The following is a 26,554-nucleotide window of genomic DNA, read 5'->3' on the forward strand; positions in this document are numbered from 1 at the left end:
TAACGGATGCTCATCGGGTGTAGACGTCGCCGTCGCCGAGCCGGGCGGCCGCGTTCAACAGCATCGCCGCCTCCTGAGGTTTCTCCGGCGCATCGTGGTCGAAGCGGCGGTCGGCGGGCCGCTCGTAGAGCGGCGGGCCGCCGGCTATCGCGGAGGCCAGCCTGCGCTGACCGGCCAGCAGGCGGGCATCCGCGCGCCGCTGGTATTCCGCGCGCTGCTCGGGGGTCAGCGCCGCGAGGAACGCCTGCGGATGCACCAGTGCGAGCAGACCGGACACGTGGCCGAAGCCGAGGCTGGTGATCAGCCCGGCCTTGAGCGGGAACTTCCCGCCGAGCCGCAAGGTGTCGCGCACCCACACGAAATGCGCAGAACCCGCCAGCTCGTCGTCGACGCAGTCCAGGCTCCGGTTGGGCGGAATCACCCCGTCGCGCAGCATCTGGCACATCCCCATCATCTGGAAGACCGCCGCGCCGCCCTTGGCGTGCCCGGTCAGGCTCTTCTGCGACACTATGAACAGCGGCGCGCCCGGCGAACGGCCCAGCGAGTCGGCCAGCCGCTCATGCAATTCGGTTTCGTTCGGGTCGTTGGCCAGCGTCGAGGTGTCGTGCTTGGAGACCACCGCGATATCGTCGGCACCGACACCCAGTCGGGCCAGCGACCGCGCCAGCGGCGACTCCTTGCCGCCGCGGCCCGCGCCCAGCGCGCCCAGCCCGGGCGCCGGGATCGAGGTGTGCACGCCGTCGCCGAACGACTGCGCGAACGCCACCACCGCCAGCACCGGCAACCCCATCTTTAAAGCCAGGTCCCCGCGGGCCAGCAGGATGGTGCCGCCGCCTTGCGCTTCGACGAAGCCCAGCCGGCGCCGATCGTTAGGCCGGGAGAACTTCGAGTCGCTGATGCCCTTGGCCCGCATCATCTCGGTGTCAGCGGTGGCCGCCATGTCACCGAAGCCGATGATGCCTTCCAGCGTCAGGTCGTCGATGCCGCCGGCCACCACCAGTTCGGCTTTGCCCAGCCGGATCTTGTCGACACCCTCCTCGACCGACACCGCGGCGGTCGCACACGCCGCGACCGGGTGGATCATCGCGCCGTAGCTTCCGATGTAGGACTGAACCACGTGCGCGGCAACGATATTCGGCAACACTTCCTGGAAGATGTCGTTCGGTTTGTTGCGGCCCAACAGGTTGCCGTGATACATGGTCTGCATCGAGGTGCCGCCACCCATGCCGGTGCCCATGGTGTTGGCCACCAGCGTCGGATGCACGTAGCGCATCACTTCGGCGGGGCTGAACCCGGCGGACAGGAACGCATCGACGGTCGCGACGATGTTCCACACCGCCAGCCGGTCGATCGAGCTGGCGAGGTCTGGCGGAATCCCCCAGACGGTCGGGTCGAACCCGGTCGGGATCTGGCCGCCGACCAGGCGCGAGAGCTTGTTCTTACGCGGAACGCGGATTTCGGTACCCGCCTTGCGGGTGACCTCCCAGTCGGTGGACTCGGGCACCGGCCGGATCAGCGTGTGCTCGGGGTCGAACTGCACGAACGCCCGCGCCTCCGCTTCGCTGGACACCACGAACGTGAAGTCCTTGTCCAGGAACACGCTCACCAGGAGCGGTGACGCGTGGTCGGGGTCAATCGAGCCGTCGTCGACCCATTCGCGGATCCCGACCCGCTCGACCACTGTGTCGTGGTAGCGCTCGACGAGCTCGGATTCGTCGACGAGCTCACCGGATTGCGTGTCGTACCAACCGGGTTGGGGATCGTCGTGCCAGCGGATCAGCCCGGTCGTCCAGGCCAGCTCCAGCACGCCGGCGGCCGACAGCTCGTTTTCGACCTCCATCTCGAAGCGGGTACGCGAGGAGCCGTACGGGCCGAGTTCGGCGCCGCCGACGATGACCACCAGGTCGGCGGGGTCGACGTCGAGGTCGTCCCACTGCGGAGGCGGCGCGGGTGTGTATCCGCGGGGCGGTGACGGCAACGCGGCGATGGTGCCCGCCGGCGCGGTGTCGTCCGAAGCCGGCTCACCCGTGGCCTGTTCGCGGGCGTTGGCCGCCAGCTCGGCCATGTCGAGCTCGACATCGCCGAGCCCGCCGGTCAAGTCGACCTTGAGCGGCGCGTGGGCGGCAGCGGCCTTGGACTCCACGTCGCAGAGTCCCAGCAGCATGCCGGCCATCTCGTCGGTGGAATACGTTGTGACGCCGGCTTCTTCGACGGCGCTGACGATCGCGTCGTTGTGGCCCATCAGCCCGGTGCCGCGGGTCCAGCCGATCAGCGCGTGCGCCAGGCTGACCCGCTGCGCCCAGGACGATTCGGCGTGCCAGCGGGCCACCACGGCGTCGAGCGCCGACTTGGCTTCGCCGTAGGCGCCATCCCCACCGAACATGCCGCGGTTGGGTGAGCCGGGCAGCACCACGTGCAGCCGCGAGGCGATGTCGCGCTCGGCGCCGATCTTCGACAGCCCACCGATGAGCCGCTGCACTGCCCACAGCAGCACCTTCATTTCCATCTCCGCGCGCGACCCGGCTTCGGACAGGTCACCGGCCACCCGCGGCGCCGCGAACGGGAACAGCAGCGTCGGGGTTTGCGCGTCCTTGATGTGGATCGATTGGGGGCCAAGGCTTTCGGTCTGTTCGCTGCCCACCCATTCGACCAGGGCGTCGATGTCGGAGTAGGACGCCATGTTGGCCGGCGCCACCCACAGCGCCGCGTCGTAGCGGGCGTGGTCGCGATACAGCGTGCGGAAGAAGGCCAGCTTGTCGTCGTCGAGCTTGGACGTGGTGGCGATGACGGTGGCGCCGCCGTCGAGCAGTCGTGCGACCACCGAGGCCGCGATCGATCCCTTCGATGCGCCGGTCACCACCGCGACTTCGTCGCTGTAGCGGCCCTTGTCCGGGTTCTCTGCGCCGGCGGCGATCCGGGCATACAGCGACGCGTGGATAGTGCGGCCGGCGGCCAGCGCCTTGCCCTGCCACCAGGTGGCCTGGGTCGCGACGACGTGGCCGGTGCCTTCGAATCGTTCGGCGAGTTGCGCCCAGTCGGCGTCGATCTCGTCGTCGTCGGCCAGCCACAGCTTCACGAGATCCTCGCGTGCGCTGGCCCAGCGGTCGTCGAAGACGACGGCTTTCTTGGCGTCGAACACCGGTGCCACCAGCCGCGGCCAGTCGGCACCGAGTTCGGCGGTCACCAAATCGACGAGTTCGGCGTCGGTTGCCGTGGGTGGCACGCTGACCGGATCATTGAGCCCCAGTTGGCCCAGCACGAGGCGCGCCGCTGACGCCAGCACGCCGTCGCGGCCGGTGATCTGCTCGGTAAATTCCGAAAGCGCGGCCGCGTCGACGATCGCACCGCCACCACCGGTGGATGGCAGCGTCACCGTGACGCCTCGGCGGGCAGCCACTGAGGTCACTGCGGCGTCGATGACTTTGTCGACGGCTGCGGCGTCAGCCAGGGCGCCCTCGTGCAGATGCCCGAGCGCCCCGCCCCGCACGCTGGTGCCTTCCCGGGTGCCCAGCGCAACCTCGACGGTGACGTGCTTGGCCCATCCGTCGCCGAGGTCCCAAGTTTTCTTGACCCGCTCGACGATGGCAGCGGGCCGCTTTCCGGACGGCCCCAAAACGGTGCGCAGTTGGTCGTTGAGCGCATCGGAAAGTACCGGGCCAAAGGGCTTGTAGGTGCGGGCCAGCTTGGTGACCTGCGACCGCAACCCGGCCAGATCGGCTTCGGCTGCACCGTCGATGGCACCCAAGTTCAGCTCCTGGCCCAGGTCGACGAGCAACTGATTGCGCCGCGAGGACGCGCCGTCGGTGATCGACTCGATCGAATCGAGTTCCTCGATCTGGTCCATCCGCATCTTGGCCGACAGCGCGATCAACGCCAGGGTGGCGTCGGCGGCGTCGAACGGGATGTCCTCGGGGCGCGGGCCACTCGGGGCCGCCGCGGGTGCGGGTGCAGTCGGGGCAGCCGCGACCGCCTCGAGCGCAGCCTCAGCAACCGGCGCTTCCTCGGCCACGTCTTCCGGCTCGGGGTCGGTGTCGGTGGCGAACAACACCGCGGCGTCGCGCTCGGCGTTGAGCACTTCCACTGTGCTGTGGGCATATTCGGGCAGCTTGAGGGTATTGGTCGCCAGCCCGGCAACTGTCGGCGAGGACTTCACTCCGATCTCGACGAACCGCTCGACGCCCAGACCGCCGGCCGCTTCTTCGGTGAACAGCAAATCCTGCGTCTCGATCCAGCGCACCGGGCTGGCGAACTGCCAGGCCAGCAGTTCGATGAAGACCGTGCGCGCCATCTCACGCCGTCGCTCCCGCAACCAGGTGTCGTAGTCGGCGAGGATCGGGTCGAGCGGCTCCGCGGGCACCAGATCGCGGATCTCCTGGATGAAGTCGCGGTCCAGGGAGAACGGCCGAGGCACCAGGTTGGGGATGTAGCGCCCGATGATCAGGTCGGGATCCTTGTCCCGCGGCATCACGCGATCCAGCGAGCGGCGGAATTCCGCTACACCGACGCGCAGCACCCGCGAGTGGAATGGCACATCAATCCCCGGTACCAAGATGAACGACCGCTTGCCGCCGGTGATTTCGCGACGCCGTTCCACCTCGGCTTCCAACGCCTCCAGGCCGCGAACCGTGCCGGCGATCGCGTACTGCGAGCCGCGCAGGTTGTAGTTGACGATTTCCAGGAATTCGCCTGTGCGCTCGGCAATTTCGGCAACGAACGCCGGGACGTCGGCGTCGGCCAGGTCGATCTGCGACGGCCGGATTGCGGCCAGCCGGTAGTTGGAGCGCCCCAGCTCGTCGCGCGGCACGATGTCGTGCATCTTCGAGCCGCGGTGAAAGACCATCTCCAGCAAGGCTTCCAGCTCGTAGATGCCGGTCACGCAGGCCAGCGCGGTGTACTCGCCGACGGAGTGCCCGCAGGCGATCGCGCCCTCGACGAAAGCGCCGGCCTCCCGCATCTCGGCGACCTGAGCCGCCGCCACGGTGGCCATGGCTACCTGCGTGAACTGCGTCAGGTACAACACCCCGTCGGGGTGGTGGTAGTGCACACCGGAAGCGATGATGCTGGTCGGGTTGTCGCGCACCACGTGCAGCACCGAGAAGCCGAGGGTTTCGCGGGTGAACTTGTCCGCGTCGTCCCAAACTTTGCGGGCCGCCTTCGACCGGGCCCGCACCTCCATGCCCATGCCCTTGTGCTGGATGCCCTGACCCGGGAACGCGTAGACGGTCTTGGGCGCGGCCAGCCGGGCAGTAGCCGACATCACCAGATCCGAGCCGATCCGTGCTGCGACCTCTAAAACCTCGGCGCCCTGGTCGATTCCGATGCGGTCGACCCGGACGTCGATCTCGTCGCCCGGTTTCACCATGCCGAGGAAGCGCGCGGTCCAGCCGATGAGCCGGGCCGGCGGGCGGGCTTGCCCATCGGTGGCGGTGACGACGTGCTGCGCGGCGGCCGACAGCCACATGCCGTGCACGATCGGGGATTCCAGTTCGGCGAGCAGCGCTGCCGCCCGGTCGGTGTGAATTGGGTTGTGGTCCCCGGAGACAACCGCGAACGGACGCATGTCGACCGGTGCGGTGATGGTGACGTCGCGGCGACGGCGCCGCGGGGTGTCGGTGGCGTTGTCGGAGATCGCGCCGCCAGCGCGGACCGGGTCGCTGAGCTCGGCCGCGCCGGTGCGCCCGCGGATCGCGAACCGCTCTTCGAGCGTGGCCAGCACCGTGCCGTCGTGTCCGGCCACGGTGACCGAGACCGGCACGACCCGGCCCACCTCGGTGTCGACGGCGACGGAAGCCGTTGCAGCGACGGTGAATTCGGCGCGATCGGTAGGCAGCTTGGCGAGCAGATGCGCGGCGTGGTCCAGGTGCACCAGGCTCAGCAGGCCTTCGAGCACCGGGACGCCGGTGTCGGTGACCGCCGAGCCGATAGCTGCGAACACCGCAGGCCAGCAACGGCCGACGAGCGCGTCGGGGACAGTGCTGAGGCCGGGTGCCAGCGGCTCTCCGAAGGTGGCCGTGACCCCGGTATGGTCGGCGACTCGCTCGGGGTCCCAATCCACCGTCACCGTGGCGGTCCCGTCGTGCACCGGCGGCAAGGCTTCGGGCCCGTCAGCGCCGGCGGCGATGGCCAGCACGCGGCGCATGGCGATGGTGGCGTCCTCGATGGACACCACCGGCGTGCCGCCGTCAATCGTGTTGGGCGGCAACGTGAATGGGATGTCGATCCACGTGCCCGACACTGGCACGCTCAGCACGACGTGGTCGCCCTGGCTATGCAGCCGCGCTCCCGTGGAGGAGTGTGTGGCGCGGGGCTCGTCGGCTCCGTCGTGGATCTGCCATTGGTCCGGGTCGGCGATGCGGTGCACGGGGTTGGTCACCGTGCGCCCGGCCCACAGCACGTCGGGGGCGTCGAGGACGACGGCCAGCGGCCCGGTGACGTCGGTGCGACCGACCCGCCGTGAGGTAACGGGCTGCGGTTCGGCTCCGGCTGCCAGTACCTCGTCGATGGCGGCCTGCTCGAAGCGGTCCAGCAGCTCGCCGACGGGTTCGTCCATCCGGGTGATGCCGGCAACCGAGGTGGGCCCGGGGATGATGCAGACCTCGTCGGCGTCGTAGCGCGCGTCGTGGGCCTGCCACAGCGAATCGCTGCGCCACCAGCGGCGCACGTCCTTGTCGATGATCGGCACGAAGTTGACCGGCTTACCCAGCGTCTTGCACAGCGTGACGAAAAAGGACACGTCCGCCGGGTGCAGCTGCACGGTCTCGGCATCCGGGTAGCGCGTCAGCAGGGCCGCGATCGCCTCCTCGGGCTGCTCCAGCACTGCCTTGTCGGCGAACAGGGTCTCGATCGGGCCGTGGTCCTGCGGGTGCAGCCGCGCCTCGGCCCGTTGCAGCATCTGCTCGAAGCGCTCCCGCCAGGTGTCGGCCAGCCAGGGGCTGCCCGGCGAAGCGGTGTCGGCGGTCGAGGTGCCGTCGCCGACGGTCAGCTCGACGTAGCGGCGCAGCCACTGCGCGTAAGTCATGTCGGCGACGTCGCCGAAGTACGGCTTGGCGGTATTGGCCATCGCGGCGATGATCTCGTCGCGGCGCTTGGCCACCGCTTCGGCGTCGCCAGCCACCTCGTCGAGCAGCCGACCGCAGCGGGAGGCGGCGTTGTCGATTTCGTGAATGTCCGCACCGAGTTGGCTGCGGCTAGAAGCCATGCCGCCCTGGGCTTTTCCGGCGCTGATCCACCGCGGGGTGCCCTGCGTTTCGACCAGCATCCGCTTGACGGACGGCGACGTGGTGGATTCCAGCGTGGCCATCGCCGCAGTGCCGACCAAAATGCCGTCGATTGGCATCAGCGGGAAGCCGTACGGCTCGGCCCAGCGTCCGGACAGGTATTCGGCCGCCCGCTCCGGGGTACCGACGCCGCCGCCGACACAGACAGTGATGTTGGGCCGCGACCGCAGCTCCGAGTACGTGGCCAGCAGCAGGTCGTCGAGGTCTTCCCAGGAGTGGTGACCACCGGCGCGGCCGCCCTCGATGTGCATGATGACCGGTTTGGTCGGCACTTCGGTGGCGATGCGGATCACTGAACGGATCTGCTCGACGGTGCCCGGCTTGAACACGACATGGCTGATGCCGACCCCATTGAGCTCGTCGATAAGCTCGACGGCCTCTTCCAGCTCGGGGATGCCGGCGCTGACGACCACACCGTCGATGGGCGCACCGGACTGGCGGGCCTTTTGCACCAACCGCTTTCCGCCCACCTGCAGCTTCCACAGGTAGGGGTCGAGGAACAGCGCGTTGAACTGATAGGTGCGGCCCGGCTCGAGCAGCGTGCCCAGCTCTTCGATGCGGTTGTGGAAGATCTCCTCGGTGACCTGCCCGCCGCCGGCCAGCTCCGCCCAGTGCCCGGCGTTGGCCGCAGCGGCGACGATCTTGGCGTCGACGGTGGTCGGGGTCATGCCGGCCAGCAAGATCGGCGACCGACCGGTCAGCCGGGTGAACTTGGTCGACAGTTTGACCCGCCCATCCGGCAAACGCACCACCGAGGGGGCGTAGCTCGACCAGGGTCGCGCCACCTCCGGAACGGCGCCGACGGTGAAGAGGTTGCGTTGACCGCCGCGCGTGGCCGCGGGCACGATGCCCACCCCGAGGCCGCGGATCACCGGCGCGGTCAGCCGGGTCAGGATGTCGCCGGGCCCCAAATCGAGAATCCAGCGCGCCCCGGCCTCGTGTACGCCGACGATCTCGTCCACCCAGTCGACCTGGCGCACCAAGATCGCCTCGGTCATCTCCCGGGCCAGTTGGACGTCGATGCCGATCCTCTCGGCCCACCCGCCGACGATGTCGATGCCGTCGGCCAACCGCGGGCTATGGAAGCCGACTTCCACCTGCACCGGTTCGAAGACCGGAGCGAAGATGTCGCCGCCGCGGACCTTGTTCTTGCGGTCGGCCTCTTCCTTTTCGGAGATCTGCTTGCAGTACAGCTCGAAGCGCGACAACTGCTCGGGTGTTCCGGTGATGACCACCGACCGCCGGCCATTGCGGATGGACAGCACCGGCGGCAGCACGGTCCGCACATCCTGGGCGAACTCGTCGAGCAGCCGGTGAATGCGCTCGGGATCGGCGTTGGACACCGACACCATCGGCGGGCGGTCGCCCAGGATCGAGATGCCGCGTCGGCGGGCCACCAGCGTGCCGGCTGCACCGATCAGCTGCGCCAAAGCCAATAGCTGGATATCACGCTCGCCCGCTGCCTTCAGCGACTCGACGCCAAGCACCCCTTGCGAATGCCCCACCACCGCTACCGGCGGCGTGCCCGTGAAATCCATGCCCTGCCGCACGAGGGCGCGCACGGCAGCGATCTGAGTCAGCAGCACGCCCGGCACCGACACCGCGGCCGACATCAGTTGTTTGGCCGTCGGAATGCGGTCTTCGGCGGCGAGTGCGCGTACCCACTGCAACGGCTCGAAGCCGATCGGACGCACCACAACCAACTCTTGGGCAACCGGTTCCAAGAGCAACTCGACCTCGCCGACCAGCGTCGCCAACTCGGATTCGATCCCTGCCGATGACACCAGCTCTTCGAGGGTTTCCAGCCAGGCGCTGCCCTGCCCACCGAACGCGACCGCATAGGGCTCCCCAGCAGCGAGGCGGTCGACCAGAGCATGGGTGCCGCGCACGACCTCCGAGACGTTTTCACCGTGGTCAGCAGACACCTTGTCGTGCTCGTAGATCGTCACCTTCTGTATCTCCCTATGGCGTTCCGTGCGTCTCGCGTTTCCGGGCGTCGAGCTGCCCGACTGGCGTGTCCTCGATTCCCCGTAGAATCCAGCCGCAATCCGGCCGACCGATGCGTTGTCGGCGGACCGCTCGTCGGCCTCGAGCGTCGCGGCGACCCCATCGGATGCAATAAGAGTGTCATAAGAAGCTGAGCCGATTTTGTGTGCTGAGCGGTTACTGGTGAGTTCTACGCACAGGTAAGGGTGTCGCGGGTAACACCCCGCTGAACCGCCACGGAAGACCTGCGAGACAAACCTGCTGCATGCAGGTGGTTACGGTCGAGTAGGCACAACAGCGCAGATCAAGGCAGGATTGTTACCTAATCGTTATGTTAAAATTTGGAGCGGTGCCGGGCCCGAGGGCTCACATCTATGGACGCCCCTCGCCGGCGTCGCTGAAACCGAGGCTCGTTCGACGGCGAGCGAGCAGTTTGCTGGAACCTTACCCGCGAGTCAGGTTCGACGGCCCTGTTGCCGGCCCGAGACCTGGCCCGGCTAGTCCCACTGGCCGAATTGTGGTTTGAGGATGTGGTTGATGTCGACGCCGACGCCGCCGACACTGCGCTTGTCGATCTCCACCTGATGCAGATGGGCGGCAGGGTGGGTGAACCCTGGGGGTGATCCCCAGTTGTGCTGCCAGAAGTAGGAGCCCAAGCCGTCCTGCAATGCCCAGTCGATGGTCTTGGAGTTGGCGTAGACCCCGACCCGCTGATGTCCCAGCACCGACTCCCAGCCCCGCAGATAGGGCGCTACCTGCTGTTTGTACTGCTCGTAGGATGGATCGTCGTCAATCGACGCGTAAATCGGCGCACCGACCGGACCACCGGCGGCCTGGTGCAGCTGCCAGCCGCGCTTGGCGTGCTGGACCCCGGCATTTTGGCCGCCCAGCCAGTCGGCGGTGTCCTGCTTGCCGTACTGATAGCACGAGACGATCTTGAGTCCGCTGCTGTACAAATCACGTGCCTCGGCTAGTTGAATCGGCTTGCCGAGCATCCACGCGCCGCCCGGCCGGCGGTCCGACACATACCGGATAGAGCCGGCGGCGCCGGCGGCCTTGATGTCACCGGCGGGGATGACCCCGGCCGCATAGTCCAACAAGACGCCCAACGGGGCGGCTCCGGCCGGAGCCGATGTCGCTGCCATACCAAGACCCAACAAAGCGGGCGTCGCCGCGGCGAATTTGAGCAGGTCCCGACGGGAAACGAACACGTGCCACAGGGTACGACAAATGCATCATCTGTCACAGTGACGTCTCCGGTCACATGGGAACCAATCACCGCGCCGATGTGTCGGCCGGCGACGCCTGCACAGGATGGGTCTGCAAGCGGTAACGCTACGATCCTCCCCATGCCGCTGCTCAGTAGTGCGACAGCTGCCGGGTTCAAGATTGTTCGGCTGCTGGGTTGCGGGCCAACCGGTGACGTCTATCTGGCCGAGCACCCCAGGTTGCCGCGTCGTCACGTGTTGAAGGTCCTGCCGGCCGACGTATCGGCGGACCAGAAGTATCGCGAACGGTTCAACCGAGAGTCCGACCGGGCAGCGGCGCTTTGGCATCCGCACATCGTCGGCCTGCACGACCGGGGGGAGTTCGAAGGTCATCTGTGGCTTTCGGTGGACTACGTCGACGGCGCCAGCGCGGCCCAACTGCTAAGCGATAGCCATCCAGACGGCATGCCGCCAGACGAGGTGGTCGAGATCGTCAGCGCGATTGCAGACGCGCTCGACTACGCTCACGACCACGGGCTGCTGCACCGGCATGTGAAACCGGGCAACGTTCTCGTCGCCCAGTCCGAATCCGGTAGACGACGAATCCTGCTGGCAGACTTAGGTTTCCCACGACACCTCGACGACATCAACAGTGCGACACAGACGAGCATCACTGTCGACACTGTGAGCTACGCAGCGCCCGAGCAGCTGATGGGTGGCTCAATCGACGGCAGAGCCGACCAATATGCGTTGGCGGCAACAGCTTTTCACCTCTTGACCGGCTTACCGCCGTTCGCGCACGGCAACCCCGCGGTGGTGATCAGCAAGCACCTCACCGAAGCGCCGCCACTGCCAGGCGATGTGAAAGCAGACATGGGCCACTTCGACGACACTTTTTCGCGCGCCCTGGCCAAGGATCCCAACGACAGGTTTCCGCGATGTCAGGACTTCGCCAAGGCCCTTGCGGCCGATCAGCGCAAACTGTCGGACCTCGGGGATGCTGCAACCACTGCAGTCCTCACCCGCCCAGCAGCATCGCCGGCGCCAGAGCCCACCCCAGACGTGCTCACCCCGCGAGAGTCCGACAGCGACGCCGTGTGGCTGACCGAACCAACGCCGGCCGCTCCGCTGGCTGAGCTGGACCATGCCGTGAGCTCGGCACACACTGAATTCGGCGATGCCGAAACATCCTCGGCTCCTGTGGTACCCGGTGCGACAAACGTCGAGAAACCGGTACGGTCGGGCGGTCGTCTGCTGCCCCGAGCCGCAGCATTCGTCCTGGCCATCGTCGTGGTGGTGATCGGGTTCTTCATCGTCATGGCGCTTCGTTTGCGCTCCGAGTTCGAACCCGGTCCGACCAATCTCGAAAACCCGTCGTCGACGACGACATTGCCGCCCGCCCCCACGGCACCTGCGAAGGCCGCACCGCTGCCCAGTACCGCCGCCCCGCCACCTGTGACCACCACACCACGGACGACCGCCAAACCGCCGTCACCAACGGGCACGCCGTCATCGGCAGCGACGAAGTCACCAGTAGCGACAACTGTGTCGCCGACGACCATGTCACCGTCGCCGTCGCCGACAACCCCCGCGGCTGGCATAGATGGCCGGCCGGCCGTTGGCATCCCCTGCAGTCCCCAACAGGCGGGTGCGACGGCCGTCTCGAACTCGGGCGCACCCATCTACTGCGTGAGTACGCCAGGCGGATTCGCGTGGCAACCTTCCGGAGGCAATTAACGTCAAGACGCCGGGGCGCTGTGCGGATTCGGTGACTGAGGCAGCACGATGACGCTGACGGTGACCAAACCTCGGCGGGCGGCTTCCCGCGCGATCTCGTCGATGAAGTGGGCAGCGGCAGGGGTAATCGATTCCGCCCATGTTCTGAACCCCTGCACGATGACCGGGTCGTGTTCCAGCAGCGGTTGCACGCACCGCAGTACGCCGACCACGTCGTCCGGCAGCGGATCGGTCAACTGCTCGTCTATCCAGCGGTGTGCGAGTGCAATTGCGGCGGCGGGATTTTCATCCAGTGCGACCACATCGCGCGCCAATCGGCGTAACCGGTCGAAAAAGATCTGGCGACCCGGCGTCTCGGCGAGAGCTTCCAGCAGGGTGCTGGCCGCCGGCGGCAGCAGCATCTGGCCGAACAGAGCAGGGACCGGCAGCTGCCACTCGTTGAACAACTCGGCATACATCGCGGCGATCGGCGCAGACAGCGGGGCGCTGAGCCGCCCGATCACGCCGATGCTGTCGCGGTGCGATGTTGCCAGTCGCCGCAGGATGGGTTCGTTGACGTCGGAGTCGGCAATGTCGGTCGCAGCGTCGATGGCGGCGATTAATTGATTGAGCCGGTCGCGTTGAGCGACCAGCGATGCGCGGTGCTCGTCGAGGACATCGAGCAGCGTGGTCTGCTCGCCCTTCAGCAACCGCTGGATGTCCCTGATGCTGACGCCCAGGCTGCGCAACAGGTCGATGCGCAGCAGCTCGAGGACCTGTTCGACATCGAAAACGCGATAGCCGTTGGACAGGTGCTCTGCCCGCAGCAATCCGATCTTTTCGTAGTGGCGGATGCGGCCCGGCGCGATTCCGGTCAGGGCCGTGACGTCGCCGATCAGCAACTGCTCAGCCACGTCTTGACCTTACAACTGTGGCAAGGTCTGTACTGGTTGCATGGACCGCGATCAGCTCATCGACCTGACCCGCCGTGCGCTGAAGCTGGCGCGTGACAAGACAACCGACCTGGCACCGGCAGAGCACAATGTCGACGCGCGCGAATACACCTCGCTCGAGCGACATGAACGCGAGCGGGCAATGCTGATGGCCAGCCCCCAGCTCGTCGGCTACGTCTCGGAGTTGCCGGAGCCGAGTAGCTACTGCACCAAGACGGTGATGGGACGATCGATCCTGCTGACCAGAACGTCCAGCGGAATGGTCAAGGCTTTCAACAATGTCTGCCTGCATCGCCAATCGCAAGTCGCGAGCGGATGCGGCACCGCGAAAAGGTTCAGCTGCCCATACCACGCGTGGACATACGACAACACCGGTCGTCTGGTTGCGGTTCCGGGACGAGAAGGCTTCCCGCGGGTCGCTGTGAAGTCCGACGTTCTGACCGAACTGCCCGCCACCGAGTTCGCGGGATTCCTCTGGATCGCATTGGACCCCGGCGCCACGCTGGACGTCGCCGCGCATCTCGGGTCGCTGGCCGACGAACTCGACTCATGGGGCATCGGGCGGTGGGCTCCATTGGGCGAGAAGGTGCTCGACTCCCCGATCAACTGGAAACTGGCGGTCGACACCTTCTCGGAGAACTACCATTTCGCAACCGTGCACCGCGAGACGTTTGCCACGATCGCCCGCAGCAACTGCACCGTCTTCGACGCGTACGGCGCCCACCATCGGTTGATCTTCCCGCTCAACTCCATCCTGGAACTGGAGAACGTTCCCGACGACCAGTGGGACCCATTCCAGAACATGGTCGTCATCTATGCCCTATTCCCGAACATCGTCCTGTCGGTGACCATCGCCAACGGCGAATTGTTCCGTATCTATCCAGGCAGCGAACCAGGCAGATCCGTTACCGTCCACCAAAACTCGACGCCGCTGGACCTGTCCGACGAATCGGTGGCGGCCGGTGCTCGGGCCGTGTTCGACTATGCCCACGCCACCGTCCGCGACGAGGATTACCGACTGGCCGCACAGCTACAAGCCAACCTTGAGTCAGGAGCCCGCGAGCAGCTGTTGTTCGGTCGCAACGAGCCTGGTCTGCAGCATCGCCACCGCAGCTGGGCTGACGCCTTGGCCGTTCAGTCGGCCGCCGATACGCCGGCCAGCTCCCAATCGCGGTAGAGAGCCAGCGAGCGCTCGTAGAACCCGAACCCGCTCACCGCTTCTCCGCGCAGAGTCCCGTGATAGCGATAGGGACCCTCCATATATTCGATCGGCAGAGCATGTGCTGGGGCGGCCACCAAGGGCTCGCCGGTCAGATCCAATTGCAGGGTGGCGCAGGTCAGCCGGTGGCGGTCTGGCATGAACCGGGTCTCTGCCAGGGGCGGCAGAAGCGGGTGAACCGAATCCGGCCATTGCACATAGCTGTCGATCGTGATATCGACATCCTCGGCGCACTCCGGTGGCGAGTCCGGATAGCTGACGGTGACGCCCGAGAATGGTTGCAGCGCATTGCCGTTGGTGCGGTCGAACTGCCGCCAGATACTCAGGTCGATACCGTTGTCGAGGTTGATTGTGCGCCATTCGTGCGACCGGGCTCTCGGGTCTCCCCCGGTGCCTCCGCCCCCGGCGTATTTAGGAAACCACTGCCGATCGACGTGGCCCGCCTCGCCGCCGACCTGTTCACACACCTGGCCCCAGCGCAGTGTCCCCGTCATCGTCATCCTGGTCTGGAAATACGAGTAGGTGTCGGACTGGCCGAAGCACTCGATCTTGCCGCGGTACGTCAAGGCACCGACGGGCACCGGTGCGCGCGTCGGTGTCACGTCCATCGCAAGCTGCATCGGTCGGCCCGCTTGATCTACGCCGACGAGGTCGACGTGGTAGGTGTACGGCACCAGTTCGCCGTCGCTGCTGCGGCGGATGGTCCAAACCGCTGTTCCGGCCCCGCTGTCGTAGCTGAGGTCGAGGTGTCCGGTAACCGCGGCCAGCTTGGGTGGCCCCGCCCGCTTGAGGCTGTCCGGCGGCATGTCGTAGTCGGTGTAGGTGCCGTAGACCCCGGTGTCGCAATCGAATAGCGCCATCGTGTAGAAGTCGGCGACCACCGATCCACCTGGACGGTTCTTGTTGAAAATTGTCAAGAACGCGAAACGCCGACCCGAGGTGCCGAGCAACTCACCGGCAAGAAACCAGGTGTCAGACTCCTGATCCGGGTGTGCGCCTTCGGCAGCGGGAAACTCCAGCATCGCGTCGCCGGGCACCAAACGAAAGGGATAGCGGCGCCACTCGGTGTCTGCCCGCAGTTGGTCGCTCAAATCCGCCTTTTCTTCTGGTCAGGTTTTTTTATTATATTAGCAGCAATAGCCGTTCGATCTTGGGGTGGTGCCATGACCGATCCCGCCCACCGGTTCTATGACGAACTGTTCATCGGTGGACGCTGGCGCAAACCCGCCACCGAGCGCCGTCTCGTGGTCATTTCACCGCATTCCGAGCAGCCGGTCGGCGAGGTTCCGGAGGCCGGGCCCGAGGACGTCAACGCCGCGGTACGCGCCGCGCGACAGGCTTTCGACGACGGTCCCTGGCCGCGGTTGGAGCCACGCGAGCGCATGGAGAAGATCGACAAGCTGGCCGCGATCTATGCCGGCCACATCGACGAGATGGCCGACCTGATCACCGCGGAAATGGGCTCTCCGCGCAGCTTTTCGAGACTGGGTCAGGCCGCTGGCGCGGCCCACATGATGCAGCTGGCGCTGGCCACCGGGCGGGAGTTCCGTTGGGAGGAGCGCCGCCGAGGTGTGCTCGGCGAGGGTCACCTACGCAAGGCGCCGGTCGGCGTGGTGGGCGCGATCGTGCCGTGGAACGTGCCGCAATTCCTCATCATGCCGAAGCTGATCCCGGCGCTGATCGCCGGCTGCACTGTGGTCGTCAAGCCCGCCCCCGAAACCCCTTTGGATGCTTTGTGGTTGGCCGAGATGCTGGAGGAGATCGACCTGCCCGAAGGCGTGGTGTCGATCCTTCCCGGCGGCCGCGACGTCGGAGAGTGCCTGGTTCGGCATCCCGGTGTGGACAAGGTTGCCTTCACCGGTTCCAGCGCCACCGGGCGGCGGATCGCCGCCATCTGCGGTGGGCAGCTCAAGCGGGTGAGCTTAGAGCTGGGTGGCAAGTCGGCGGCGATCATTCTCGACGACGCCGACATCGACAAGACCGTCACCGGGTTGAAGACGGCCGGTCTGATGAACAACGGGCAGGCCTGCGTGGCGCAAACCCGCATCCTGGTCAGCGAACGCCGTCACGACGAGGTCGTCGACGCGCTCGCCGCCATGATGTCTGGCCTGCGTGTCGGTGATCCCGCCGACGAGGCGACCGACATCGGACCCCTTGTGGCCCAACGCCAACAACGCCGGGTGCAGGACTACATCCGCTGCGGGGTGGCCGAGGGTGCTCGCACGGTGCTGGGCGGCGACGGACCGCCTATGGACCGCGGCTGGTATGTGCGGCCGACGCTGTTCACCGATGCCACCAACGACATGCGCATCGCACGCGAAGAGATCTTCGGCCCTGTACTTACCGTGCTCACCTACAAAGACGAGCAGGACGCGGTTCGCATCGCCAACGACAGCGACTACGGCTTGGCCGGATCGGTGTGGACGGCCGACGTCGCGCACGGCCTCGAGATCGCGGCCGGTGTGCGCACCGGCACGTACGGCATCAACATGTACATGCTCGATATCGGAACGCCGTTCGGCGGTTTCAAGCAGTCAGGTATCGGCCGCGAGTTCGGCCCGGAGGGCCTGAGCGAATACGTCGAGCTGCAAGCGGTCGTCAGCAACGGCGCGCTGCCGCCACTTAAAGGAACAGCTCCAGGGTGAGTTCGACCGGACAGCACAGCTCGCACCGCTGGTTGGTCACCTCGATCTGGAGATCCACCAAATAGCGGGGAGGGTCAACCGACGTGTCGCGGCGCTTCGCCACTGCACGTCCTCGGCCCACCATGGTGTCGCCGGCATAGATCGAACCGGCGAGCGTCATCTTGCGGCGCACCACTCGGCTGTGCGGTCCGGCCCAGTCGGTCGCGACACGGTCGGCGAAGCCCGCGAGGTGCATGGTGTTGACGAAGATGGTTGGGTGGCCCTGGCTTTGGGCGTAGGTGGGGTCGATGTGGCCGGGAAAGTAATCCCATGTCGCCCCCGCGTTCTCGACCACCCGCTGGTAGTCGATAGCGTCGCGAACCTCCGGTAAGTCCACCGGAACACTGAGCTGTTGCCAGTGGACCGTCATGACGATGTGCCGGGAGTGAAGCGGAACAACGTATTGCGGTTCGTGGCCACCACGGCACCGCCTTGGCGGCGGTAGGTTTCCAGAGTCTCGACGAAGTGGCCGACGCCGAGCCGAGTTCGCTTTTCTGCTGACACCGACACGACCTGCTCGACGACCGTGAGCCGGTCTCCTTCCACGATCGGCGAGGGGAACTCGGCGTCGTTGGCGGCGTTGATGAATGTCGTGCCGGGAAGTGGCACCCGCAGCGCGATCGACGCAACCCACCGCTCACCGGTCGGCAGCCACGGCGGCGATATCAGCCATCCCATCAGCAGCGCGGGCGGTGCCAGCAGACCACCCCAGGTTTTTGCGGCGAAATCGGCGTCCCAGTATGACGGATTCGAATCGTGAATCAGCGCGGCAAACAGCTGGATGCGCGCCGCACTGACCACTGTGCCCGCGGTTCGCGGTTCGGTGGCCACCCCGACCATGCGCAGCGCATCCTCGTAGCTGCCGAAGGCGAGTTTCTCTCTGAGGTCCATCACATCATGAGCGGGTGCCGACTCGGCATTGAATCCCACTGCAGCTCACGGGATGTGAAATACCAGCCGCCGCGCTCGTAAATGAGTTGGTCCCGGTATGTTCCCGTGGTCCTTAAGGTCGTAACACCAACCCGGTCCACGGTGAACAGGATGGCGACACAGTGCTGGGTTGCGTTGACGCCGTCGACGCTGATCTCGTGGTCAACGGTGACCAGCCGCTGTTTACCGTCGCCGTCGAATGCGGCGCGCAGGTCGGTGAACAGTTCACCGTCGCGGGTAAAGGTGGCACCGGAGTGGCGGAACGTCGCGATCCAACGGTCACGGTCCCCTTCGGAGTAAAACCGGTTGTGTCTGGCGCTGAGATTGAGGATTGCGGCTCGCCCCGTCGCTGCATGGAGCAGGTATTCCTGCTGGTAGGTCATGGTCATGGTGGTTTTCTCCGTCTCCAGGTCAACGACTGACGATGTATCCGTGACTTTCTCGGTCCCATGCATTAGGGCCGACACCTCGGGCGCGAAGAATATCCTTGCGCACCCGGCCGATCACAGTTTTTGGCAGATCGTTCACGATCTCGACATATCGCGGTACACAGAAGTACGGCATACGGTCAGCACAGAAGTCCAGAAGCTCCGCATGATCCAGTGTGGCGTTTGAGTGCAAAGTGACGATCAATAGGATGTCGTCCTCGCCGAGTTCGCTTGGCACCCCGACTACCGCGGCCTCGCGCACAGCCAAATGGCGCATGACGATGCTCTCCACTTCGACCGAGGAGACGTTCTCGCCGCGTCGGCGCAGCGAATCTTTAACCCGGTCAAGGTAAGTCAGGTTGCCCTCGCCGTCGAGCACGCCGAGATCACCGGTGCGAAACCACCACGGGTGCTGGTCGATGCGCAGGCCCGGGTCCTCGTCGGGAGGCGAAACATAGCCTTCGCTCATCACGTGCGGATATTTTGCGCGGCAAGCGATTTCGCCTGCCTTCCCTGCGGGCAGTGGATTGCCGTCCGAGTCGAGGATGCGGACCTCGAAACTCGGATTCGGGTGGCCCGACGTCCCGGGAACACCCTCGTCGCCGACGCCTTTGACGGCGATGGGGAAGGCCTCGGTCAAGCCGTACATGGTGACGATCCGGCAGCCGTAGCGCTTTTCGATGTCGCGGTAGACGGCGGCGTCGATGGGTGCCGCTGAGATGAACCGCAGTGGCAGCTGGGCGTCACGGGGGTCAGGAGGCTGGTTCCACAGCATGGACACCATCGCGCCGGCGCCGGCGAATCCGGCCGCCCCGCAAGCGCGCACCTCGTCCCACACTTCGCTGGGATGAAAGGCGGACGCCAGCACGGTTGTGCCGCCGACCAGCATGGGTGCCAGCACCGATGGCGCCGCGCTGAGATGAAACAGCGGCATCGCGGTCCACACGACCTCGCCGGCCTTGAACTCCCAGGCCGCCGCCACGGTTGCGGCCGCAGAGAACAGGTAATGCCACGTGGTGGCAACCGCTTTGGACGGCCCCGTGGTCCCGGAGGTGAAGAACAGCGACCCCACCTCGCCGACATCGGCCGGGTTGTCGAGGACCGACTCAGCGGCTCCGCGGCTTAGCAAGTCATCGAGCGAATCTCCTTGCACCACAATGTCACTGAGGGTACCCAAGCTGGCCGCGACCTCGTCGACATGCGGGAGGCGCTCAAGGTCGGTGATGACAACCTTTGCCTGCGACAACCGCAATGCGTGCAGCAGGAAGTCCCCTTTGTTAGCGCCGTTCACCGCAGCGCTCACCGCGCCAATGCGGGCTGCGCCCAACCAGAAGTACACCCATTCCGGGCAGGTCGCGGTGAACAGCGCGACACCGTCACCCCGCCCGACGCCGAGGTTGGCCAAAGCGCTCGCGGCGGCGCAGGACCGCTGCCGCATCTGCTCGAAAGTCACCGGGATCCCGGCGATTGACATCATTACCCGGTCGGGGTGCTGCTGGGCGCGACGGTCGAGTACAGCGGGAACGCTGAACCGGTCTACTCCGAAATCAGCCGGACCGACTCCGCGCATCAGGCGGCTCAAGCTTGCGCGGCTGCCGGGTCCGGCTCGCCGTCGGGGGTGTATCCGAAGTCGTTGGGCGAAGCTTGTTCGCCGGGGTAGAAGCGGTGCGCCCAGCGGCGCAGAGCCGCGTAATCGTGGGCTTCTTCGGGCGCCAGGTTGGGCTTTTCCAGGTATTTCATGTTCTCCCACGTGAAGAAGTCCTGTTTGACGACCTCTTGCTGCAGGGCCAAGAATCGCGCGGCGCGTCCGGTAGGCACCTCGCCGGTGTCGCCCGGTTCGCGAACTGACGCCTGGGTGTAGAAGTAGTCGGTGTAGTCCTCGTCGACGGGCGTCTGCCCAGTGACTTGGATGGTGGCCACCAGCTCGCTGGGGAACCGGACGATGCCCAGCCCCAGCGAGTAGTTGTCGTAGATGATTTTGGCGTCGACCGGCCCGTTCGGCGTCAACCAGGTGCGTTCGCGGCCGCCCCCGAAATTCGCGTTGACCGTGGCGTGCAAATGGTAGCCGGAGACCTCGAACGAGGCGGTGGTGGCCGGGTTGGCGGCCTTGTGCACGTACTGAACGTGATACGGGTCGGCCGCATTCTCGATGATCATCTGCGCGTGCACCTTGACCCGGTTCAACATTCGGCTGTGCGGATGCAGCGGGTAGTATTCTCCGGTCTCCAGCTCAGGTAGCACGGGTGGTTGCCAGTACGGCGGCCTGCCGTGGCGCTCGTGCCAGACCAGGATGAAGCCGTACCACTCGGTGCTCGGATAGGTGCGGATTCGCACGTTCTGCTTGCAGCCGATCTTGCTGTACGGAATCAGCGCGTTGGTGCCGTCACCACGCCAGCGCCAGCCATGCCAGGGGCAGACGATGTTTTCGCCCTCGACTGTGCCGCCGACACCCATGTTGGCGCCCAGGTGCTGGCAGTAGGCGTCGAGTACATGCACGTGGCTCGATTCGGTGCGGAACAGCACCAGCTCCTCGCCGAAGTAGTGCACCCGCTTGACGTCACCGACGGCCAGATCGGACCCGAACCCGACGATGAACCAGCCGGTGGGGAACCGGTACGGCGACAATCCGATGCCCCTCGGACCGAATTCCCGCTCCGAGGGGTCCATGGCGGAATTCGAAACGGTCTGCGTCACTATCTCTCCGTTTCCCACGCGGCGGAGGGCAGCCTGCATCTGGCTCACCGCGGTTCGAAGACTCGCTCTATTTTTACTATCTTAGGCATTGAACGTCAACGAGCGGCGGTACGGTGGCCGTGGCGAGGCACCGCGACGGCCCAGTGAATCGAGGTTGGACCATGACGACCGCGGCAGTGGATCTTTCCGATTTCGCCTTGTGGCGCAACGGCTTTCCGGATGAACTGTTTACCGAACTGCGGCGTACCAGGCCGCTTTTCCGCCACGACCGCACGCCCGGCGTCGCGAAGACCGGCGTCCAACGTGATTTCTGGATAACCACCAAGCACCGGCACGCCGTGCGCCTTCACCGCGACGCCGACTCGTTCACCGCAGTCGACGGCCCGCTGATCCAGCCCATCGACACGTTTTTGTCGTACCCGACAATCATCGACATGGATCCGCCGGAGCTGAACCGGCGCCGCAAACTGATCTCGAGCGCGTTTAACCCACGGGCGGTCGCCAAGCTGGAAGACGGCATTCGGGCGCGCGCCGCGCGGATGATTGACCGCCTCCTCAGTCAGGGTGGCGGCGACTGGATCACCGATGTCGCCGATCAACTGCCCATGACGGTCATCGGCGACATCATCGGCATCCCCGAGGAAGACCGGCCGCAGATCTTCACCGCCTTCGACCGCATCCTGACCGCACGCTCACCACAAGGCCGGCTCAGCGCACAAGAGGAAACCGAGCTCTACGCCACCGTTTTCGGGTACGCACTCGAACTCACCGCGCAGAAACGACGCGAGCCTGCCGACGACATCTGGAGCACGCTGGCCACCGCGGAAATCACCGGCGACGACGGCGAGAAGTTCCGGCTGCCCGGCAACGAGCTCGAGATCTTCTTCTTCGTGCTGGCCTTCGCCGGCAGTGACACCACCAAGAACGCCCTTGCATCCGGTCTCCGCGCTTTCGTCGCGAACCCTGAACAAATCGCGTGTTATCGCGACGAGGAAGCGCTGCGCCCTACCGCGGTCGAAGAGGTGCTTCGGTGGGCCACCCCAGTGGCGTACTGGACCCGCACCGCCAAGGTCGATGTTGAGATGGACGGCCAGCACATCCCCAAGGGCGACCGGGTGGTCTCGATGCTGCGCTCGGCCAATCGCGACGAAGAGGTCTTTGACGGTCCGTTCAGGTTCGACATCGGCCGTCGACGCAACCCGCATGTGGCGTTCGGCGGCGGCGGACCGCACCACTGTCTGGGCGCCATGCTGGCTCGCGCGGAGCTGCGGGCCGTATTCGACGAGCTGCTGCTGCGCTGCGACAACATCGCGGTCGGACCGCCGACGGTGGCCCACCCCAACCTGATCACCAACATGCAGATCTACGACGAGATGGCGATCTCGCTGACGCCTCGCTAGTACTCACTCGACGATCCGCAGGGCCGCCTTAGGGCACTGGTCGACTGCGGCGCGCACATCGATCTCGCGGTCCCGCGGCACCGGCCCGTCGGCGATCTGCACCACCTCCGCGTCGCCCAGCTCGAAGATGTCAGGGGCCAGTGATTCACAGAACCCATTGGCCTCGCACAACGATTCGTCGACAATCACCCTCATCGGATGCTCCTCACGCTTACGAGCCGATCAATACCCATAGCTAAGCACTTCCCGCCGCCGGCGGTTAGGAGGACCGAGGCTTGCAGCGCGCTACCGGGGTGCCGACGAGCCGGAAATCCTCGCTGGTGTCGATCTGCGGACCAATCCCCTCCTGGAACAGGATGATGATGTCCGAGCCGCCGAATTGGAAGTAGCCGAACTCTTCGCCCTTGGCCATGTGCTTGCCTTCCACCGCGGTCAGCACAACAGATGACACGTGCGCCATGCCCACCGGGATGACCGCGACGACGCCGATGTCGCCTGCGCCGGATGCCGAGGTGTCAATGGTGACCACTCCCCGCGTCTGCGAGAACTCGTATCCGCTGCTGGCGCTGTCGCTGGCGGCGAACTGGCCGCTGTCGAGGCCGACCTGCATGAAGACTTTGCCGTTGATCCGGAAGGATTCCTTGACCACGCCTCCGACGGGCAGGTGGTAGCGGTGGTAGGCATGCACCGGCAGCATGTAATGCACAAACGTGCCGCCGGCAAAACTTTCGCTGTAGCTGCTGCCTTCCATGAGCTGTTTGATATTGCCGTACTTCTCGTTTTTGACTGGGGTTGCCGGGATGTTTGAGTCGGCGTCGATGTCGTAGAGGTGCTGGTATTGGCAGTCCGCTGGCGACGTGACAACCAAGTTGTTCGAAGGTTCGGCGATCGGACGTAGCCCGCCGTTGATTTCGCGGGCGATGAACTGGTTGGCCGTCAGCCAGCCGCTGGGCGCGTTCGGCACGCCGTCGATCAGGGACTCGTGCATGCGGTACTCCGGGGCATTGTCGATGAACGACTGCAACGCTTCCGGGCCGAAGGACTCCGGCGTGTCCAGGAAACTGCCCCACTGTCGGGCGAATTCGCTCATCCAGTCGCGGAAGACGGCGGAGTTCTGCAGCGCCTCGCCGTCAACCTTCTGAGAGGCCAGGAAGTAGAAGTGTGACATTCGGTCACTGACCTCTTGCGCCTGGCTCTTTTCGTTCTTCCAGGCGTCGGCGTTGGATTCGTGTGGCACCCACCTGATGAAGCGCTTGAGGTAGGCCTCGTATTCAGCGATATCGGTGGGCCACTCCAGCGCTGCGAACAGCTCCGGTTTCAAATCTGCATCGGCCCATTCGCGGGCCTTCACCAAAGACCGCTCGAGCAAATCGGCGAGGCCTTGCTCTTTGTCGAGGGTGCGCCGGAGTTGTTGGACGATCGCGTCGGGCTCACTCATATAACTGTCCTTAAATGTGGTCGCGGCACGCGCGCCTGTTTTTCCGGCCCTAAGACGCTGCGCCGACAAACGATTCATTGAATCCACGGCCATGTCGGTGTCAGGGATGTTCCTGAGGTACCCCAGCGGCTTCCCGGATAATCCGGTGTTAGCCGGCCGAAAGCTGCGTCACGCGCCCTTGGGCCGGGTTCCGATCACGTCGCTTGCCGTCAACCGCTCCAGGTCGGCTTCCACCAGTCCGCACAGTTCGCGCAGTACCTCGTCATTGTGCTCACCCAACGTGGGCGGCGTGCGCCGCAGCCACCGGCGGTGGCCGGCCAGCGGCGCGAACGGCGGACGCGGATACCAGCCGGTGCCGGTGCGCGGGTGATTGAGCGACTCGAAGAACCCACGGTCGCGCAGCTGCGGGTTTTCGGTCACCAGCGACGGCGACACCACCGGCGCGGCGGGAATGCCCGCCTCGGCCAAGCGCTCTACCGCGGTGGCCAGATCCTGGGTCGCGAACCACGCCTGCAGCCGGCGATCGATGTCGTCGGCGCGCTCGCGCCGGCGGGCCACCGTGGCAAGCCCGGACTCGTCGCCCCAGGACGGCCGACCCATCAACTCGACCAGCGCACGCCACTGCTCGTCGGTCGCCACCGTGACGGCGATCCACTCGTCGTCCCGGGCGCAGCGGTAGAGGTTTTGAATCGCCCAGCCGTGGCCGCGGTTGCCTTCCCGGCTCAATGTCACTCCGAAGACTTCCGATTCAATTGGCTGAACGGCAGTGACGTTCAGCACCGTTTCGATCATCGGCAACTCGACGAGCTGGCCCTGTCCTGTTCGCTCCGCGAAATCCAAGGCCGCCAGCACCGAGAACGCGGCGTGTACCCCGGCCAGTGGATCGCAGGCTCCGCGCGGGGCGACGGGTGGCCCGTCAGGCAGGCCGGTGACCCAAGCAAGCCCGGCGATCTGCTCCATGGTCGGTGCGAATCCGACGCGGTCGCGCCACGGGCCGTCCAGACCGAACGCGGGCATTCGCGCGACAACGAGCTTCGGGTTCACGGCCAGCAGGGTTTCGGCGGTCAACCCGAAGTGGTCCATCACGCGCGGCGAGAAGTTCTCGATCACCACGTCGGCGCCCGCCACCAGAGCCTTGAACAGCCGCCGGCCAACCTCGGACGCCAAATCCAGTGTCACCGAGCGCTTGTTGGTGTTCATGGCGTGGAAAACCCAGCCGTATTCCCACCAGTCATCGACGTCGGTGCGCATGCCCCCCGAATAGCGCATGCCGTCGGGACGCTGGATCGATTCCACCTTGATCACGTCGGCGCCGAAAGCACCAAGCAGGTGCGTTGCCGCCGGGCCGGCCCAGAAGGCCGTCAGGTCGACAATGCGAACACCCTCGAGCGGCAACCGGCGATCCGCTAGACTCGGAGTGAGTTTCCTTGGCTGCCAAGGCGATTCGTCGTCGTCTTCGCCTAACGCCGGCGCACGACGCAGTGGTGCGGGCCGGCAGCGCGACATCAGCCACGGCGGTCGTGGCTGGTGGAAACCGGAGGGGTTGCGCACAAACACACCGCGATCGCGCATATACGCCATGTCGCGGATCGTCGAGCCGTTGCCCAACGGCGCGATCGGCAGCCGAAACAGCTGCCCGAGTTCGACGATCTCCTCGACGGTGCGTTCGGCAAACCACGGACCGATGAGCTCACGGATGAGATCGCGGTACTCCCACCGACCTATCTGGAAACGCAGCTGTGGAATCTCGGTCAACTGTGGGCACTCGACCATTGCAGCGAAGTCGAGCCACTGTTGACCGGTCACCATGGTGATGCCGACGTAGCCGTCTTTTGCAGGCTCGATCGAGGGCACTTCGATGGTGCGGCTGACCGGGGGCACCTGCAGCAGCTGCGAGTGCAGCCATTCGCTGCTCTGCATCAGCGTGATCGCTTCGAGCATGGACAGGTCCAGGTGCTCACCGGGACCGCCGTGCTCGACGCGGCGGCGAATGGCCAGGGTGCCGAACGCGGCGAACACGCCTGCCATGTATTCCCCGAGGTCGCCGCCGATCGCGATCGGCGGCCCGGCGGGGTCGCCGCGGAATCCGGTCGAGCCCGCCCAGGCCTGAAGCGTGAACTCGCTGGCCGTGCGTTCGGCGTATGGACCAGTCCAGCCGAAGTCCGAGATGGTGACGACGACAGCGTGCGGTGAGTCCACCAGCAACTGCTGCGGATTGATGCCGAGCTCGGCTGCTTGTGACCGGGTGGCGGTGACCACCACAACGTCGGCGGCGGCGAGTTCGGCGCGAAATCGCGTGTCAGAAGCCGGGATCGTCAGGCTGCGCTTGCCGGCGTTGAGGTAGCTGAATAGTGGTGAGTCGGCACTACCCGGCACCGGTGAGCGGCTGGCGGTGAACCGCCGCAGCGGATCGCCTTGCGGCGGTTCGATTTTGCGGACTTCTGCGCCGGCGTCAACCAGGACCTTTCCGCAGTAGCTGCCGGCAATCCGGTCACTGATCTCGATGACACGCAAGTCGTCAAGCGGTGTCGGTCGGCCGTCCCGCGCCTCGCTCACCTCGCTATTGTGCCATCACTGCTAAGATACGAATTTACCGCGCGGTCGCCGGTGACCGCACCGTC

The 26,554-nt window shown here is 65.8% G+C and carries 16 protein-coding genes; 4 read left to right on the plus strand and 12 right to left on the minus strand.

Annotated features, from left to right (window positions below; genetic code table 11):
• Positions 1-10 precede the first annotated feature (10 nt).
• Both G6N15_RS01170 and G6N15_RS01175 read right to left on the minus strand, forming a co-directional pair.
• Entirely contained in the window at positions 11-9,226 is a 9,216-nt protein-coding gene (locus tag G6N15_RS01170) for a type I polyketide synthase (RefSeq protein WP_083084202.1), read from the minus strand.
• Between the two features lie 534 nt (positions 9,227-9,760).
• A complete protein-coding gene (locus tag G6N15_RS01175; protein ID WP_139797663.1) occupies positions 9,761-10,474 on the minus strand; it encodes a DUF1906 domain-containing protein in 714 nt (237 codons plus the stop codon).
• 138 nt (positions 10,475-10,612) lie between these two features.
• On the opposite strand from G6N15_RS01175, the gene G6N15_RS23495 reads away from it, so the two are divergent.
• Positions 10,613-12,208: a serine/threonine-protein kinase gene (locus G6N15_RS23495; RefSeq protein WP_083084200.1), complete on the plus strand. Its 1,596-nt coding sequence runs from the start codon at positions 10,613-10,615 to the stop codon at positions 12,206-12,208.
• 2 nt (positions 12,209-12,210) lie between these two features.
• On the opposite strand, the gene G6N15_RS01185 is transcribed toward G6N15_RS23495, so the two are convergent.
• The gene (locus G6N15_RS01185; RefSeq protein WP_083084198.1) at positions 12,211-13,101 is read right to left on the minus strand and encodes a MerR family transcriptional regulator; all 891 of its coding nucleotides are present in this window, start codon (positions 13,099-13,101) and stop codon (positions 12,211-12,213) included.
• Positions 13,102-13,141: 40 nt separating this feature from the next.
• On the opposite strand from G6N15_RS01185, the gene G6N15_RS01190 reads away from it, so the two are divergent.
• Positions 13,142-14,317, plus strand: a complete 1,176-nt coding sequence (locus G6N15_RS01190) for an aromatic ring-hydroxylating oxygenase subunit alpha (RefSeq protein ID WP_083084196.1) — start codon at positions 13,142-13,144, stop codon at positions 14,315-14,317.
• On the opposite strand, the gene G6N15_RS01195 is transcribed toward G6N15_RS01190, so the two are convergent.
• On the minus strand, positions 14,275-15,381 hold the full coding sequence (locus G6N15_RS01195; RefSeq protein WP_083084571.1) for a lipocalin-like domain-containing protein: 1,107 nt from the start codon (positions 15,379-15,381) through the stop codon (positions 14,275-14,277). The genes G6N15_RS01190 and G6N15_RS01195 overlap by 43 nt on opposite strands.
• A 141-nt stretch (positions 15,382-15,522) precedes the next feature.
• On the opposite strand from G6N15_RS01195, the gene G6N15_RS01200 reads away from it, so the two are divergent.
• Positions 15,523-17,004 carry an aldehyde dehydrogenase gene (locus G6N15_RS01200; RefSeq protein WP_083084194.1) on the plus strand — a complete coding sequence of 494 codons (1,482 nt, stop codon included), beginning with the start codon at positions 15,523-15,525 and terminating at the stop codon, positions 17,002-17,004.
• Here the strand turns inward: G6N15_RS01200 and G6N15_RS01205 are convergent.
• The 5 genes from G6N15_RS01205 to G6N15_RS01225 are packed head-to-tail and all read right to left on the minus strand — an operon-like array spanning position 16,982 to position 21,134.
• A complete protein-coding gene (locus tag G6N15_RS01205; RefSeq protein WP_083084192.1) occupies positions 16,982-17,413 on the minus strand; it encodes a MaoC/PaaZ C-terminal domain-containing protein in 432 nt (143 codons plus the stop codon). The genes G6N15_RS01200 and G6N15_RS01205 overlap by 23 nt on opposite strands.
• Entirely contained in the window at positions 17,410-17,934 is a 525-nt protein-coding gene (locus G6N15_RS01210) for an FAS1-like dehydratase domain-containing protein (RefSeq protein WP_083084190.1), read from the minus strand. The genes G6N15_RS01205 and G6N15_RS01210 overlap by 4 nt, the downstream gene beginning before the upstream one ends.
• Entirely contained in the window at positions 17,934-18,362 is a 429-nt protein-coding gene (locus G6N15_RS01215) for a nuclear transport factor 2 family protein (protein WP_083084188.1), read from the minus strand. The genes G6N15_RS01210 and G6N15_RS01215 overlap by 1 nt, the downstream gene beginning before the upstream one ends.
• Positions 18,363-18,384: 22 nt before the next feature.
• A complete protein-coding gene (locus tag G6N15_RS01220) occupies positions 18,385-19,971 on the minus strand; it encodes an AMP-binding protein (protein ID WP_083084186.1) in 1,587 nt (528 codons plus the stop codon).
• Between the two features lie 8 nt (positions 19,972-19,979).
• The gene (locus tag G6N15_RS01225; protein WP_083084184.1) at positions 19,980-21,134 is read right to left on the minus strand and encodes an aromatic ring-hydroxylating oxygenase subunit alpha; all 1,155 of its coding nucleotides are present in this window, start codon (positions 21,132-21,134) and stop codon (positions 19,980-19,982) included.
• 122 nt (positions 21,135-21,256) lie between these two features.
• Between G6N15_RS01225 and G6N15_RS01230 the strand changes: the two genes are divergently transcribed.
• Positions 21,257-22,495, plus strand: coding sequence for a cytochrome P450 (locus G6N15_RS01230; RefSeq protein WP_083084182.1), 1,239 nt, complete (start codon positions 21,257-21,259; stop codon positions 22,493-22,495).
• Between the two features lie 3 nt (positions 22,496-22,498).
• Here G6N15_RS01230 and G6N15_RS01235 read toward each other — a convergent pair whose 3' ends face one another.
• The 3 genes from G6N15_RS01235 to G6N15_RS01245 form a co-directional block, all read right to left on the minus strand.
• Positions 22,499-22,690, minus strand: a complete 192-nt coding sequence (locus tag G6N15_RS01235; RefSeq protein WP_083084180.1) for a ferredoxin — start codon at positions 22,688-22,690, stop codon at positions 22,499-22,501.
• Between the two features lie 64 nt (positions 22,691-22,754).
• A complete protein-coding gene (locus tag G6N15_RS01240; RefSeq protein WP_083084177.1) occupies positions 22,755-23,933 on the minus strand; it encodes a phosphatidylserine decarboxylase in 1,179 nt (392 codons plus the stop codon).
• Between the two features lie 168 nt (positions 23,934-24,101).
• Positions 24,102-26,489: a CaiB/BaiF CoA-transferase family protein gene (locus G6N15_RS01245; protein WP_083084175.1), complete on the minus strand. Its 2,388-nt coding sequence runs from the start codon at positions 26,487-26,489 to the stop codon at positions 24,102-24,104.
• Between the last annotated feature and the right edge of the window lie 65 nt (positions 26,490-26,554).

The organism is Mycobacterium noviomagense (genome assembly GCF_010731635.1).
Lineage (GTDB): Bacteria > Actinomycetota > Actinomycetes > Mycobacteriales > Mycobacteriaceae > Mycobacterium > Mycobacterium noviomagense.

What these genes read in the sequence shown, in the direction of transcription:
- G6N15_RS23495 (WP_083084200.1), top strand. Translation starts at nt 10,613, where the DNA reads ATGCCGCTGCTCAGTAGTGCGACAGCTGCCGGGTTCAAGATTGTTCGG.
- G6N15_RS01190 (WP_083084196.1), top strand. Translation starts at nt 13,142, where the DNA reads ATGGACCGCGATCAGCTCATCGACCTGACCCGCCGTGCGCTGAAGCTG.
- G6N15_RS01195 (WP_083084571.1), bottom strand. Translation starts at nt 15,381, where the DNA reads ATGCTGGAGTTTCCCGCTGCCGAAGGCGCACACCCGGATCAGGAGTCT.
- G6N15_RS01200 (WP_083084194.1), top strand. Translation starts at nt 15,523, where the DNA reads ATGACCGATCCCGCCCACCGGTTCTATGACGAACTGTTCATCGGTGGA.
- G6N15_RS01205 (WP_083084192.1), bottom strand. Translation starts at nt 17,413, where the DNA reads ATGACGGTCCACTGGCAACAGCTCAGTGTTCCGGTGGACTTACCGGAG.
- G6N15_RS01210 (WP_083084190.1), bottom strand. Translation starts at nt 17,934, where the DNA reads ATGGACCTCAGAGAGAAACTCGCCTTCGGCAGCTACGAGGATGCGCTG.
- G6N15_RS01215 (WP_083084188.1), bottom strand. Translation starts at nt 18,362, where the DNA reads ATGACCATGACCTACCAGCAGGAATACCTGCTCCATGCAGCGACGGGG.
- G6N15_RS01220 (WP_083084186.1), bottom strand. Translation starts at nt 19,971, where the DNA reads ATGCGCGGAGTCGGTCCGGCTGATTTCGGAGTAGACCGGTTCAGCGTT.
- G6N15_RS01225 (WP_083084184.1), bottom strand. Translation starts at nt 21,134, where the DNA reads ATGCAGGCTGCCCTCCGCCGCGTGGGAAACGGAGAGATAGTGACGCAG.
- G6N15_RS01230 (WP_083084182.1), top strand. Translation starts at nt 21,257, where the DNA reads ATGACGACCGCGGCAGTGGATCTTTCCGATTTCGCCTTGTGGCGCAAC.
- G6N15_RS01235 (WP_083084180.1), bottom strand. Translation starts at nt 22,690, where the DNA reads ATGAGGGTGATTGTCGACGAATCGTTGTGCGAGGCCAATGGGTTCTGT.
- G6N15_RS01240 (WP_083084177.1), bottom strand. Translation starts at nt 23,933, where the DNA reads ATGAGTGAGCCCGACGCGATCGTCCAACAACTCCGGCGCACCCTCGAC.